The sequence below is a fragment of the Paenibacillus sp. FSL K6-1558 genome, assembly GCF_038002565.1.
Lineage (GTDB): Bacteria > Bacillota > Bacilli > Paenibacillales > Paenibacillaceae > Paenibacillus > Paenibacillus polysaccharolyticus.
The window spans coordinates 1,501,395-1,516,365 of record NZ_JBBOCV010000001.1; the positions used below are offsets into that span (position 1 = coordinate 1,501,395).

General features: G+C 47.4%; 12 protein-coding genes. 2 read left to right on the top strand and 10 right to left on the bottom strand.

Annotated elements, in window-relative coordinates:
- The 4 genes from MHI38_RS06430 to MHI38_RS06445 all read right to left on the bottom strand — a co-directional run bounded on the left by MHI38_RS06430 (window position 1) and on the right by MHI38_RS06445 (window position 6,913).
- Entirely contained in the window at window positions 1-900 is a 900-nt protein-coding gene (locus MHI38_RS06430; RefSeq protein ID WP_090923645.1) for a YicC/YloC family endoribonuclease, read from the bottom strand.
- A 19-nt stretch (window positions 901-919) separates the two neighbouring features.
- Window positions 920-2,809: a bifunctional homocysteine S-methyltransferase/methylenetetrahydrofolate reductase gene (locus MHI38_RS06435; RefSeq protein ID WP_154888309.1), complete on the bottom strand. Its 1,890-nt coding sequence runs from the start codon at window positions 2,807-2,809 to the stop codon at window positions 920-922.
- A 235-nt stretch (window positions 2,810-3,044) separates the two neighbouring features.
- Window positions 3,045-3,878, bottom strand: coding sequence for a diaminopimelate epimerase (gene dapF / locus MHI38_RS06440; protein ID WP_154888306.1), 834 nt, complete (start codon window positions 3,876-3,878; stop codon window positions 3,045-3,047).
- Window positions 3,879-4,054: 176 nt separating this feature from the next.
- A complete protein-coding gene (locus tag MHI38_RS06445) occupies window positions 4,055-6,913 on the bottom strand; it encodes a calcium-translocating P-type ATPase, SERCA-type (RefSeq protein WP_154888304.1) in 2,859 nt (952 codons plus the stop codon).
- 346 nt (window positions 6,914-7,259) lie between these two features.
- Between MHI38_RS06445 and MHI38_RS06450 the strand changes: the two genes are divergently transcribed.
- Together MHI38_RS06450 and MHI38_RS06455 are read left to right on the top strand one after the other, a co-directional pair.
- Window positions 7,260-9,065, top strand: coding sequence for an Rqc2 family fibronectin-binding protein (locus tag MHI38_RS06450; protein WP_154888659.1), 1,806 nt, complete (start codon window positions 7,260-7,262; stop codon window positions 9,063-9,065).
- A gap of 205 nt (window positions 9,066-9,270) precedes the next feature.
- A complete protein-coding gene (locus tag MHI38_RS06455; protein ID WP_154888302.1) occupies window positions 9,271-9,720 on the top strand; it encodes a GNAT family N-acetyltransferase in 450 nt (149 codons plus the stop codon).
- A gap of 16 nt (window positions 9,721-9,736) precedes the next feature.
- Here MHI38_RS06455 and MHI38_RS06460 read toward each other — a convergent pair whose 3' ends face one another.
- The 6 genes from MHI38_RS06460 to MHI38_RS06485 all read right to left on the bottom strand — a co-directional run bounded on the left by MHI38_RS06460 (window position 9,737) and on the right by MHI38_RS06485 (window position 14,947).
- Complete coding sequence (locus MHI38_RS06460) at window positions 9,737-10,600, bottom strand: PHP domain-containing protein (protein WP_154888301.1); 864 nt, start codon at window positions 10,598-10,600, stop codon at window positions 9,737-9,739.
- Between the two features lie 45 nt (window positions 10,601-10,645).
- On the bottom strand, window positions 10,646-11,557 hold the full coding sequence (locus MHI38_RS06465) for a selenium metabolism-associated LysR family transcriptional regulator (protein ID WP_154888298.1): 912 nt from the start codon (window positions 11,555-11,557) through the stop codon (window positions 10,646-10,648).
- A gap of 154 nt (window positions 11,558-11,711) precedes the next feature.
- Window positions 11,712-12,149, bottom strand: a complete 438-nt coding sequence (locus MHI38_RS06470; RefSeq protein ID WP_090923653.1) for a hypothetical protein — start codon at window positions 12,147-12,149, stop codon at window positions 11,712-11,714.
- A gap of 164 nt (window positions 12,150-12,313) precedes the next feature.
- Complete coding sequence (locus MHI38_RS06475) at window positions 12,314-12,577, bottom strand: YlbG family protein (protein ID WP_090923781.1); 264 nt, start codon at window positions 12,575-12,577, stop codon at window positions 12,314-12,316.
- A gap of 93 nt (window positions 12,578-12,670) precedes the next feature.
- Window positions 12,671-13,108, bottom strand: a complete 438-nt coding sequence (locus tag MHI38_RS06480; RefSeq protein WP_090923654.1) for a YlbF family regulator — start codon at window positions 13,106-13,108, stop codon at window positions 12,671-12,673.
- Window positions 13,109-13,204: 96 nt separating this feature from the next.
- On the bottom strand, window positions 13,205-14,947 hold the full coding sequence (locus MHI38_RS06485; protein ID WP_341181054.1) for a helicase-associated domain-containing protein: 1,743 nt from the start codon (window positions 14,945-14,947) through the stop codon (window positions 13,205-13,207).
- Window positions 14,948-14,971 lie beyond the last annotated feature (24 nt).

The window sequence follows — 14,971 nt, forward strand, 5'->3', positions numbered from 1 at the left end:
TCATTCGATGTTCGCCGCTTGCTCACGAATCTTCTCCAGCTCCGCTTTCATCTCGACAACACGGTTCACCAGAGCCAAGTGGTTGGCTTTTGATCCAATCGTATTAACCTCGCGATTCATCTCCTGAATCAGGAAGTCCAACTTGCGGCCTACCGATTCCTCGCTCTTCAACAATTCTCTACATTGTCCAAAGTGGCTGAGTAAACGCGTAAGCTCCTCTTCAATGTTGGAACGATCAGCAAAGACTGCGATTTCCATACCCAATTTATGCTCATCAAAAGGGAAAGAGCCGTCCTCCTGCAACTCCGTAAGACGCTGTCTCAACTTGTTGCGGTAATCGCTCACCACAGTGGGTGCAAGTGCAAGCATCTCGGTGTGTAGTGACTCCAGACGGGTAATCCGCCGTTCCAGATCATTGGCCAGATGAAGACCTTCACGAGCGCGCATCTGCTCCAAACTGGACAGAGCTTCGTTCAACCCAGCCTGCAGAACCTGCTCCCACTCGTCTTTTTGTTCCTCTTGGATGGGGCTTGTCCCATCCGGTTGAACCATGACATCCGGCAAACCTAGCATATCCACAATACTTGGCTTGCCCTGCATTCCAAATTGAGACTCAAGCCGCTCTGCAGCCTGCAGATAGGCCCTGACCGCCTGCTCATTCAGAACAGCGGGGAGAGCCTGGTCTTCCTCTTTTTCTTTCATTACATAAACATCAATCCGCCCACGCTTCAAGCGGCCCTGTACGATCTTTCTCAAACCATCTTCATAATACGTCCACTCTCTAGGCAGACGCATCATCACTTCGCAATAACGATGATTGACTGATTTGATCTCCAATTGTACCTTGTAGCCGCCAAAATGAAAGGCGGATTGACCGTATCCGGTCATACTGAATGACATCGGCATCACATCCGTTTTACTATTGTAATTGATTATTAGGGTTGAAACAAGTAGGACATTGATGCTCCGATTTCTCCCAGACGTATTGAGTCAGTTCTGCCGTCATGCCATAGAACATAAACGGAGTCATCAGATAGATGCCCTTGAAGTGCTCTGTAGCTACATCCAGTAGCTCTTTTGCAATCGTCACTCCCATGGCACGCCCCTCTTCACCTTCCAGTCCTGCCATCCGTGAACGCACTTCATCGGAAAGCTGGATACCTGGAACCTCATTGTGCAGATACTCTGCGTTTCGGCCGCTTGCGAGTGGCATAATACCGATGAAAATAGGAATGTCCAGATGTTTGGTTGCCTCACGCATCGCCACGATCAATTCCGGATCATACACCGGCTGAGTCATAATATAGTCTGCCCCGGAGGCAATTTTCTTCTCAAGCCTTTGTACCGCTTTGTCCAGATGTTTCACGTTCGGGTTGAAGGCCGCTCCAATAACAAAGCCGGCTTTCTGTTTCAACGGTTTACCCGAAAAGGCTACACCATCATTCAGTTGTTTAATCATTCTTATGATTTCAAACGATGTCAAATCGTACACGGAGCTTGAACCAGGCAAGTCACCAAACCTTGCAGGGTCGCCCGTAACGGCAAGCACATGGTTAATGCCGAGTGCATCGAATCCCATCATATGGGATTGAGTTCCGATCAAGTTACGGTCACGGCAGGCAATATGCACAAGTGCACGAAGTCCTGTGCGATCCTGCACCAGATGTCCGAGTGCCATATTACTCATACGTGTTACAGCAAGGGAGTTGTCAGCAAGCGTAAGGGCATCCGCTCCTGCCGCTTTCAGTGTTTCGGCACCCTTCATAAACTTGGCAATATCCAGATCACGCGGGGGATCAAGCTCTACAATGACCGTGTGGCGTTGTTTGACCAGATCAACAATGGTTGGCTGGCCCCCTCGTCCTGCGCGTTCATCCACATTCTCATGAAGTACAATGCGTGACGTAATCTCGGCAGGATCAGGTTCAGCAATCGGCTGAGGTACGTAATCCGCAAGCGCTTCTTTAATCGCAGTGATGTGATCCGGCGTTGTACCGCAGCAACCGCCGATAATACGTGCACCAAGATCCGCAAACTGTATTGCAGTCTGACCAAAGTACTCTGGTGTTGCACCGTAACGGAACTGACCATCCACATAGTCCGCCGCACCCGCATTCGGATATACGGACATCGGAACACCGATACGTCCAGAAACGGTTTCCATCGCACGCATGATCCCGTTCGGACCAGACCTGCAATTGAAACCGATGACGTCAGCCCCCTGTTCGCGCATGATACGAAATGCTTCAGGCATCGTGTAACCGTCCAGCGTATGGCCTACATCCTCTACCGCGAATTGTCCAATCACAGGCAGGTCGCTCAGCTTGCGGGCCTGCAAAAGAGCGATATCCATCTCTTCGATATCATAGAACGTTTCAAGCAAGATGCCATCTACGCCTTCGTCTAGTAACGCAAAAATCTGCTGTTGATAGAAGCGTTTCAATTCACTAGTAGACACATTTGTCCGTTTGCCGCCGCGAATCGAACCTACTGCACCCAGAACGTAGCCCTCTGCCCCTGCCACTTCTTTCGCGATGCGTACGCCCGCACGGTTCACATCCTCCACTTTGGACTCTAGCCCAAATTTAGACAACTTGTCAAAGTTAGCCGAGTACGTATTGGTCTCGAATATATCCGTGCCTGCATCACGATAACGACGATGCACATCAGCCACAACTTCAGGTGAAATTAAGTTCAACTCTTCATAAGATATCCCTACCGGAAATCCCATTTGATATAGAAATGTCCCCATGGCCCCATCCCCAACAAGAACACGTTGCTTCATCGCTGTACGTAAATCTGCCTTCATCCCGTTTCCCCCCGCCTGACTGTGATCGTTTTCATACTAATGTAACACAAAAAATGCTTAAAAACGAAGAAAAACACAGGTATTTACTGTATGTCCGACTCCAGTGGACATTCCTGCGAAATATGTGCTGAATTCGTCCTTGATGACCGGACAGCATGTAACATCTTGTCTAATTTGGATAAAAAAAGAGGCCCTGCAGGCCTCTTCCGTGTAACCTTCTACTTTTTTCAAGAAACTATGAAGTAAATCCTTTGAAAACAACTTCGGCTGGTCCCGTCATATAGACGTGGTTATCCGCCTCGTTCCACTCAATGTTCAGATCCCCGCCTTTAAGGCTAATTACAGCAGTACGATCTGTATGACCATTCAGTACAGAGGATACCAGCGTTGCACAAGCGCCTGTTCCGCAAGCCAGTGTCGGACCAGCGCCACGCTCCCATACACGCATGTCTACAAATCCGCGGTCGCGTACCGTTGCGAATTCAACATTAATTTTTTTCGGGAACATCGGGTGAACCTCAAGCAATGGCCCCCATGTTGTCAGATCAAAATTCACTGCATCATCAACATAGATGACCGCGTGAGGGTTGCCCATAGACACCGCTGTGAATTTGAATGCATGTCCATTCGCTTCAATGTTGTGATTGACCACCGGATTCGCATCCACTGTGGTAGGTACTTGAAGACCATCCAGAATCGGCTCGCCCATGTCTACCCGTACGGTCTCTACCTTGCCATCCCGGATGTTAAGAGTTACAGGTTGAACCCCTGCACCAATCGTTTCAATCGTAATTTGCTCGCGATCAACATGCCCATGGTCATATACATACTTGGACACACAACGGATCGCGTTGCCGCATTGCTCCGCTTCAGAACCGTCCGAGTTCATGATGCGCATCTGAAAATCCGCCTTTTCCGAAGGCAGTATATAAACCAGACCATCTGCTCCGATACCGAAGAACCGATTGCACCATTTTACCGCAAGTTCAGCCGCATCTGCTGGAAGCTGTTTTTCACCAAATACAACGATAAAGTCGTTGCCTAGTCCGTGCATTTTCGTAAATTCCATATCTTGCCCACTCCTTTTGGCAGTCTTCCGCCAAAGCTTTATAGTTTATTTATAGCTAATCTTCATATCATGCGCACAAAGCATACAAAAAAAGCTATCCTGCAAAATATCAAAGCTTTCGCTTTGAATCATTTTGAGGATAGCATATCGAAACGAGATATTAAAAGCTATTGATTTTATGCTGAAAACTTTGTACTTTTCGGTACGAAGCGTCCAGGACCGCCCATGCGGCGACGATTCCGGCGACCACCCCAGACACTGCCAGCCCCCATAAGGAATGTTGGAATGCCTGCGGCTACGATACAGATAGCCCATTCGCGCAGACCGAGAGGTACCGTTTTGAAGATGGGTTGCAACGGCTCCACATACATTACCACCAGCATCAGCACAACCGATGAGATAACTGCCAGAACGAGATATTTATTCTGCAACGGATTGCGGTGGAAGATCGAACGTGAACTACGGCAGTCAAACACATGAATCAACTGGGCAAGCACCAATGTAGCAAAAGCTACAGACTGAGCCTTGAGCAGCTGACCAGGATGATCCGGTGCAGCCTGAAGTGTCAACCAGAAGGCACCGAGCGTGCATAATCCGATCAATACACCGCGGCTAATGATTTTCCAGCCCAGCCTGCGTGCAAAAATATTTTCCTTTGCGCCGCGAGGTTTGTGCTCCATCAAATCTTTTTCCGCCTGATCCACCCCGAGCGCCATCGCTGGCAAACCATCGGTCACCAGGTTTACCCATAGAATCTGGATTGGCACGAGTGGCAACGGCAAGCCCATCATCATGGCAAAGAACATCGTTAAAATCTCGCCGACATTCGAAGCCAGCAAATAACGGATAAACTTGCGAATGTTCTCATAGATGTTACGCCCTTCTTCAATAGCCGCCACAATGGTGGAGAAATTATCATCACTCAAAATGAGAGATGAAGCTTCCTTTGTCACATCCGTTCCCGTGATGCCCATGGCAATCCCGATATCCGCAGCCTTGATCGCAGGTGCATCGTTGACGCCGTCCCCAGTCATCGCGACAACGTGTCCTTTGCGCTGCAACGATTTGACGATACGCAATTTGTGCTCAGGCGAAACTCTGGAGAACACATAGATATCATTGACCGTTTTATCCAATTGTTCATCCGTCATGCCTGCCAGTTGCTGCCCGCTTAACGATGCTCCTCCGCGCGGGAGAATACCCAGCTGATGAGCGATCGCTTCCGCTGTTGTTCCATGATCTCCCGTGATCATCACTGTCCGGATGCCCGCTTTGCGGCATGTCGCAATGGCCTCACGAACTTCACGGCGAGGTGGATCGATCATGCCAGCAAGCCCAACAAATACAAGCTGGCTTTCAGCTGCATGCTCGTCAGCCACATGTTCCTTCGGCTTGACTTCACGATAGGCCATACCAAGAACTCGCAGAGCGTTACCCGCCATACTTTCGTTGGCAGCCATCACTTTCTGGCGCAGTGTGCCGGTGAACGGAACTACCTTGCCTTCCCACAAAATGTAACTGCAATGCTCAATCAGTACATCAGGCGCTCCTTTGGTATACACCATACGCCCACCTTGATGTTTGATCATAACAGACATCCGTTTTCGCTCGGAGTCGAACGGGAATTCCTGCTCTCGATCGTATAATTCCTTGAGTCCTGCAGGAGTAAGACCCATTTTAGAAGCCATGGCTACAAGTGCACCCTCTGTCGGGTCCCCTTTTAACTCCCAGAGCACTTGGTTAGCACTAACTTGCTCTTCCTCCTGCTGGCCGTTCTTCCGGCCTTTCTTGCTCTCTTTTTTGGACTCTTTACTCTTTTTCTTGCTGGCTGGATCGTTTACAATCGTCTCGACAATACTGGCATTGTTACAAAGTGCACTGATCTGTAGCATTCTTCGTAAGGACTGGTCATTTTTCAGGTCGAGTATTCGATCATTTTCCAACATATGACCTTCTGGTGCATAACCGTCTCCAGTCACCTTAATGCTGCGCCCTTCAAGCCACACGTTCGTTACCGTCATTTTGTTCTGTGTCAGTGTACCTGTCTTATCCGAGCAGATCACCGACGCGCAACCTAACGTTTCTACAGATGGCAGCTTACGTACGATGGCCTTACGTTTGATCATCCGCTGGACACCTAACGCCAGCGCAATCGTAACGATAGCCGGCAATCCTTCCGGTATGGCTGCCACGGCGAGACTGACACCTGCCAGGAACATGCCTACTGCGGGTTGTCCATGAAGGATACCTGCGACTACGACCATCACCGTTAATCCAAGTGCAACAAAGATCAGAATTTTGCCTAACTGCTCGAGTCTGTGCTGTAGCGGAGTCTCCTGCTCCTCCGTATTTTGAATCAAATCCGCGATTTTCCCCATCTCGGTGTCCATCCCCGTCCGAATGACAACTCCCTTGGCTGTACCGCGTGTGACCATAGTACCCATAAAACCGATGTTTTTTTGATCCCCTAAAGGAACATCGTCACTAGCTATAGGTCTGCAATGTTTGCTGACAGGCACGGATTCTCCGGTGAGTGCCGACTCCTCTACATCGAGGCTGTTGGTTTCCAGCCAGCGCACATCCGCAGGAATGCGGTCACCACTTTCCACCATGATAACATCTCCCGGTACCAATTGTTTGGCCGCAAGATGTACCTCCTGTCCCGACCTGAGTACTTTGGCGGCAGGAGCCGACAACTGCTTCAGTGCCCGAAGAGAACGTTCTGCCCGGAACTCCTGTACAAATCCCAAAATAGCATTTAGTACAATAATTGCCACAATCGTTACTGCATCCAGATATTCTCCAAGTAAACCGGATACAAGCGTCGCTCCCATGAGAACTAACACCATGAAGTCCTTAAACTGATTCAGCAACAGGGTGATCGGGGATATTCGCTGTCCTTCACTCAGTTCATTTGAACCAGCAATCTTCCGTTTCTCTGCTGCCGCTTCGTCCGTCAACCCTTCCTGCGGGCTCACGCCGAGAGTTTCACGAAGCTCTTCGTCGTTTAGTTGGTGCCACTTGGTATGTTCCATGCTCCAAAATTCCCTCCCAATCCTATTTCATCTGCAATGCAAGCTCACATGTTTCACCGGCATGCTGCTAGGGCAGGCTGTACACTATGCCGGACAAACTACCTGCTCTATATGTATTCGGACAGGTCCGTGAATAGCACCCGGAAGCTGAATCCTTTCCCTCATGGGCAGAATAAGCTAAAATAAAGGTCTGCGTAGATTACTGCTCAACTCCGTTATTTGGAAAAATGCAGTCAGCCATCGTATAAAAATGTTATTACATATGCTGCGGTTGCCTGTGAGCCGTTATAGATGAAGCATTCTGTATGAATTCATTCGAATGCCAGATAGAGAGGAAGTGGACAATATGGCACTTGACGGTATTGTAACCCGAGCCATCGTACATGAGCTGCAAGGCTGTATCGGAGGACGTATTAGCAAAATTCATCAGCCTAACGGCCATGATGTGGTGCTTACCCTGCGCGCTCAGCGCGGTAACAGCAAACTGCTTGTGTCGGCAAGCCCGACATATCCGCGTGTACATTTTACAGAGAAAACATTTTTGAATCCGACAGAGGCACCGATGTTTTGCATGCTGATGCGGAAACACTGCGAAGGGGCTATCATTGAGAATATCCGTCAGATTGGAATGGAACGGATCATTCATATCGATGTACGTCAGCGGGACGAGCTTGGCGATGTTTCGGCCAAACGTATCATCATTGAACTGATGGGACGTCACAGTAACATCATTTTGCTTGATCCTGCGACGGATGCGATATTGGACGGGATTCACCATGTCACACCATCCATCAGTAGTTATCGTGTGGTTATGCCCGGTTTTTCCTATACTGCACCGCCAGAGCAACATAAAAGCAATCCGTTAGAGGTATCCCAAAACGAGTTTGAGCAGAAGATTGCTACTGCAGCAAATGTAGATGCAGACGAAAATGAAGCTGGATCACAAACGGACACAACTAAAACGGCTATAGAAACAAAAGCAGACGCCTCACGCTGGCTCGTCAATGCTTTTAGCGGGATGAGTCCGCTGATTGCAGGTGAGATTGCAACGCGAACAGGTTCCGATTCAGACCGTATGGAGGCAGGAGCTCTTTGGACTGCTTTTGAATCAGTCATCGAATCTGTCAAAGAACATCAGTACACTCCTGTAACAGGGCTGAACGCCAAAGGCAAAATGATCTTTTCCGCTATTCGACTAGAGAGCATTCAGGATCAGGAAAAAACGTACGATACGATGAGCAAATGTATGGAGGATTACTACGGGGACAAGGCTGAGCGAGATACCGTTAAACAAAGAGTAAGCGATCTGCTCCGGTTCCTGCAGAATGAGCGTAGCAAAAACATTAAAAAGCTCGATAATCTTAACAAAGACTTGCTTGAAGCCGACGATGCGGACAAGTACAGACTATGGGGCGAGTTGTTATTCGCATCCCTGCACTTGGTCAACAAGGGTGATAAGAGTGTAGAGCTGATTAACTTCTACGATGAAGATCAGGGCAACATTACGATTCAGCTTGATCCACTGCTCACACCTTCTGATAATGCTCAGCGTTACTTCAAACGTTATAACAAATATAAAAACAGTCTGGCTGTAATTCACGAGCAACTTGGTAAAACCAAGGATGAAATCGCCTATCTGGATAATCTGCTTCAGCAGCTCTCCATCGCCTCCATGAACGATATCGAAGAAATTCGAGACGAACTTGTACAGCAAGGTTATCTGCGTGATCGGAACAAAAAAGGCAAGAAAAAGAAGAAAAATGATCGTCCAACTGTGCATCAGTTCACTTCATCAGAGGGAATTGACATTCTGGTCGGCAAAAACAATCTACAGAACGAGTATGTGACCAATCGTCTGGCATCAGCTAATGATACTTGGCTGCACACTAAGGACATTCCGGGTTCCCATGTCGTTATTCGCAGTACTGATTTTGGTGAAGCTACGCTGGAGGAAGCCGCTCAACTCGCCGCTTATTTCAGCCAAGCGAAGGAATCAAGCAGTGTCCCTGTGGATTACACGTATATCCGTCACGTTCGCAAACCAAGTGGTGCAAAACCCGGATTTGTCATATACGACCATCAGAAAACTCTGTTTGTAACACCAAACGATGAATTAATTAAAAGCTTACCATCCACGATAAAAAATGGATAAGCTGCCACTTATCTTATAGGATGAGATGTAACGATAACCAAAAAAACCCTGCCAGCTAAGGCCGAGGGGATTTTTTGGTTATCGTATATGTTTAGAAGAGTAACACGTGTCACTCCATTTCTTAATTCTAATTGCATATTTATTCACTATTACGTATAATAACGCCGTATTAACTCAATGAATACATAAAAGAAGGATGTGTTCTATGCCGATTCATATTAGAGAAACTCGCTCGGATGATCTGAAACCACTGATAGCATTGATGCATGACTACGTCGTAGGTTTCTACAATAATCCGTGGCCAGGTGACCAAGCAATCGAACTTTTGATTAACAACCTGCTGGAGCAGCAGATCGGCGCTCAATTTGTAGCAGAAGAGGACGGAAAGTTGATCGGATTCGCTACATTGTTTTTCACGTACAGTACGATGAAAGCAGAACGTGTAACGATTATGAATGACCTTTTTGTCACGGAAGCATTCAGAGAAGGAGAAACCGAAGCCAATTTATTCTCACGCTGTCAGCAATATACGCATGAACATGGATGTGCATATATGTCATGGATTACAGCCGTGACTAACGAGCGTGCACAACAATTATTCGATCGGCTTGGAGCTAAACGTGGCGATTGGGTTAACTATTCAATTCAAGGATAAACACATCCTAATGAGGTTATCTCTTGCTGTGTGCAGCCGCCTGCAGTCTTTCGAGCACATCAAAAGGTACCGTCTTGCTACCCAGATCTCCATGAAAAACAACGCCTTGTCGTTCGCCATGGTAATCTGAACCACCTGTCACAATAAGATCATATTCTCTGGCCATTTCAGCATATCTGTGTTCCTCTTCCGGGCCATGGTCTGAATGAAAGACTTCAATGCCATCCGGAAGGGATTCTGTGATAATACGGCGTACTAAGTCATCATCGCTATAGAGACCCGGATGCGCAATTACCGCGGCACCTCCTGCTGCTCTAATCCACTCACAGGCATCCTTAGGCGTAACTCGCGGTACAGATACGAAGCCAGGCTTGCCTTCAGCAAGATATCGATCAAATGCATCTCGCATGTCGGTAGCGTATCCCTTTTTCACCAATACATCAGCCATATGAGGTCTACCGATACTCTCATCTGGCGCTAACGGTCGTCCGAGTCCATCCAGTACTTCCTGCCAGCTTATATCCAATCCTAGTTGCTGGAGCTTGCCAATAATCAGATGATTCCGTTCCTCCCGCGCTTCTCTCAATCCGCGCAACCGTTGCAGAAATAACTCATCCTCCGTATTCACGTAATAACCGAGCACATGAATATCTTTACCACCAGCCCGTGTGCTGATTTCGACTCCAGCTATAACATCGATACCGTACTCTTTTCCCGCTTGCTTCGCTTCTGCTACACCTGCTACCGTATCATGATCCGTTAAGGCTACCGCAGCCAGTCCTCTCTGTTTTGCAAGCTTCACATTATCAGCCGGTGGTTGCATCCCATCTGAAGCCTGACTATGCGTATGAAGATCACAGCGTCCTTGATGCTGATCCATTGGCTCCCATCCCTTTCTGATTGAAATTTTACAGCCCTTTCATCCTTAAACCCGTTCTCCCTGCTCGAGCTCCTGTTGTCGCAAATACCCTAGAAAGGCAACAGCCGACAAAGGCAACAAAGATGACTTAAGGTGAATGGCATAAAACTGCCGTTTGAATTCAAGCCCGCGAATATCCACAATATGTACAAGCCCCAGTGCCAGCTCATGCTGCACGGACGAAGGAGACAACATCGTAATGCCCACGCCAGCCTCTACAGCCGATTTGACCGCACCTGTACTCCCAAGCTCCATAACCACATTCATGTCACTCGGATCTATTTTTTTCTTTTGCAGTTGACCTTCCATCACTTGGCGAGTACCTGAACCTTCCTCACGTAGCACAAAAGGGTAGTTCATTACCTCTTCCAAGTTTACTTTTCCCCGTCCTGCCAGATCATGTCCTGCTGGTACAATCAGTTTCAGTTCGTCCTGCATCACAGGTTCGACGATCATATCCGGATGATTTACCGGTGCTTCGATTAATCCAAAATTCAACTGGTGCTTCAAAATCTCATCCATGATCTGGGTGGTATTCATCACTTTCATCACAATCGAGATATCGGGATACTGCTTGGCAAAGGGCCCAAGCATACGTGGCAACACGTATTCACCAATGGTCAGACTTGCTCCAAGCTGTAATCTTCCCTGCAATTTCTGCGTAAAAGCAGACATCGCTTCATCTGTCTGACGGACAAGTTCCACACTTCGCTTGGCGTGAGGCAGTAACGTCCTTCCTGCCTCCGACAATTCTATTTTTTTGGTGGAACGATGCAGCAGTTTTGTCCCAAAATAATCCTCCAGCGATTGGATCTGCATCGTCACGGCCGGTTGTGTCATATGTAACGCCTGCGCAGCTGCGGAAAAACTCCCCTTTTCCGCTACCGTATAAAAAATGTGCAACTGATGAAAATTCATATCTTCGCCCCTCTTCTATTACACTTACTATATTGTATCCGATTTCCAGTCTGGCAACAAAAAAAAGCATGCAGCTTGTCTGCATGCGTTGGTACAAATGATTCTTCACTTCTCATCCATAAATTTTTATGATTGCAATCTCAAATCTGTTTCATCATCTATGCTTCCGGCTATTTTTGACCAGCGTCATTCTTCTGGAATGCCTCAGCCAAGAATAATATGACTTCAGATCTCTTAGTTCAATCGTCTCCGACATACGTCCCAAAAACGTCACTACAATCATTTTGTGTAGCGGATTGCCTGTAATGTCATATTCTCCTTCAAGCTCGGAAAACTCAGCAACCACCACCAGATCATCGTCAATCAGATAAACATCCTGCTCATTGCGGTAATATGGCGTTACCCTGTCCTGCTTCAGACACTCCCATAACCAAGCCGCAATATGGTCATCATCACTACGTGCAGGCTCAATACGGTCTGCATACCGCATCTTTGCATGATGGGTAATGACGATGTCAGCCACTTTCTTGTCTCCGAGAGCCACAAAAAACGGCTCGTAGGTGCTCCAACGTTGCATCACCTTATCACGCATGGGAATCACTCTCCACCAGATAGGACTTTCTATCTATTTATTACCCAATATATTACAACATTAGTCCCGTAACAACAAGGCGTAAGTGTAACTTTTTTTCGCAAAAATCTATTTATGCTTATTTTAGAAAAGAGCGACCCAGTGGGTCCCTCCTATGTTTCCTGCTATACTCCGTAAAAACTCGTTTTGTCCGCCGTTTTGCTAGCATACTCGGTTTTAATCTCGTTTCGATAGGAGCGCTCGATTTTGCGCACATAGGAAAGCCGCTTTACGTTTTTCATCGTATCGTCAGCCCGTTCTGCATTAACATACATGACAACATAATGCATACGGCGGGAGATATAATGCACGGTACCATATTTTTCGAGATTGCGGGCCGCTTTCAAATCACTGACCCAAATAATAAATCCTGTTCTTTCCGCAAACACCATCGTTCCCCGCCCTTCTATAAATGGAGACCGGCCCTCGAAAGGCCCGGTCTGTTCAAATTCTAAAAAACTATAATGTAACGGTCTTCGGGTTTAACTGCATCCACATTTGCCGCCGCTACCACAGCCGCCTTTAGGATTAGGATCGTTGCTTGGCACCTTAATCGTGCTCGATACAGCAAAAGCAATGGTTTCGGACATCTGAAACAGCATCTCATCCAAAGCTTGCTCAGCCTGTTTGAAACGAGCTACAGCTTCAAAAGATTCCAGTTCCTTCTCGATCGCTTTCACCTGATCCTTCGCTGCATGAAAGTCAGGATGAAAATGGCCAAAACGCTGTGTTTCTTCAAAAAGCTCTTTCTTGGCATTTAATCTGCGGATGCCCTCTTGAATCTCAGAACTTGTTTCGACTTGCTGCTTCCAATATAAATAATCCGATACTTCGGCAGATTGGTTAATCATGTCGCCCAGTTCATATGCGCCCGTTAACACTTGGGCCATATCGACCGTGTTTATTTCCGCTACGCTCATGAATTATTCATCCTATCTATATATAAAGTTCTACTTAACGTAGACTTCTTCATCATAGCATATCCATGAAAGGTTAAGAAGAGTTTTTCCACTAAACTAGACATCATCCGGTAGAATAAGACGCATTGCATCCCAGTCTTCCGGGGTAAATGTTCGCCATTCCGTACGCGATGCAGTTTCGTGCGGATCAAGGATGCACCATCCTTCCAGTATCCATCGCTCTTGCTCTTTCACCTGATGCGGAATAAGAACAAACGCATCCTTCCCCTTTTGAATTCCTAGTTTCACTTGCCATTCGATGGCTTGCATTGCAATTTGGCGCTCAGTCGACAGGTGATACTTTCTCCATTCCCTGTGCCAAGTCTCAGGTACATCAGCCTTCCTCTCGTTCCATGCCGATTTTTCAATCGCATCATAGTCAGACCCATCCTCATCGTAGTCCACCGTCATACCAGGCATCAATGGGAATTGCAATAAGCCTTGAGTCTCACCGTTGTAAAAGAAAAGGGAGTTCCGCTGTTCAGGGTGATCCGGATTCGTAGCAAATATCAGCATATCTTGCTTATCTTGAACATTCTCTCCGACTGTTGCCCAGTCCTTCAACGTAACAAATACTTGGCCGGGCAACTCCCCTTGTCCATGTCTCTGTAAAAAATCAGCGATGCCTTCCCACTTCACTCCACTCGCAGCAGCGGTTTCCACCCGGGCCTTGGTTAAACGATAGATTGACATCTGGTCGCGTGTGATCCGTTCACAGTATTGTTCGAGTCTCCAGCAGACTTCAGCTGGCACATCGGGCGGCACCATAACTTCAAAGTCGGGCTGCACATAAAATTTGCCGTAGTGTATCTCCCCCTGCTTGTGTAGCCTATCTGCATGATAAGCACCACAGTCTACTCCCCTATTCAAGAATTCGGCTGGATCGATCAACCAGCGAAATGCAGCCTCCCCATTCTCATTCTCACCGACTTCACCAAACCCCCAGCCAGCTAAAGCTTGCAACCAGCCTTGAAACCCTGAATTACCTCCTCCGAACAGTACACGGAACCATTGATTCACTCCAGGCGTAAGTACCGCGAGCTGATAGCGAGAATGTTGCATTTCTGATCCGGACGTCCCATATCGCTCCATGCATACTCTAAACACTTCACCATGCATCTCGAACCAGGATAACTTGATCCACTGTTGCAATTTATCTTGCCTGATTTCGAAACCCCGATCTGTTTGTTGCACCAAGTTTAAGCAGAGCAGTAAATCCAGCAAAATAACTACATGCACCGGGTATAATGCCTTATGATCATACGCAATCTCCAACGGTTCGAAATCCTCTGGAGACATGATCGTTAATGTGCTTAACTTTTGTACCGTTCTCTTATGTATTGTACCTTTTCCAGTGACAGGCAGACCTTCTCTATCAATCCAAGCAAGAAGATGAAGTAATTCCCCTGCGATATGCGGTTTTCCTTCCTTAATGACACGCCTGACAGAACCGACCATCGGTTCAACAATGCGGTCCACGCGACTTGTATACGACAAGGTCAATGTTGCCAGATGACATTCAGGGATATGAAAAGAGCATTCTCCCCAGCTTTTATGTACGGATTTAATCCATTGTTTACGGCGTAACATGGCAAAAGCAAGCTTCGCTTCAGCTCCACTTAACCCTTCCTTAGCCCAAACCTCCGAAGGCAGAAGAGAAGAGAACGTTTGACCCGCATATTTGTGAAAAAGAGCACCAAGCACCCGTTGCTCCGCTGACGTAAGTGCAGACCACTGTGCCAGATCAGCCAACTTTCTCGATTGCATCGATTTCTCCACTTCAAATTCCAGATCAGACATCAGCATTTCCCTTCCCTTCTGCAA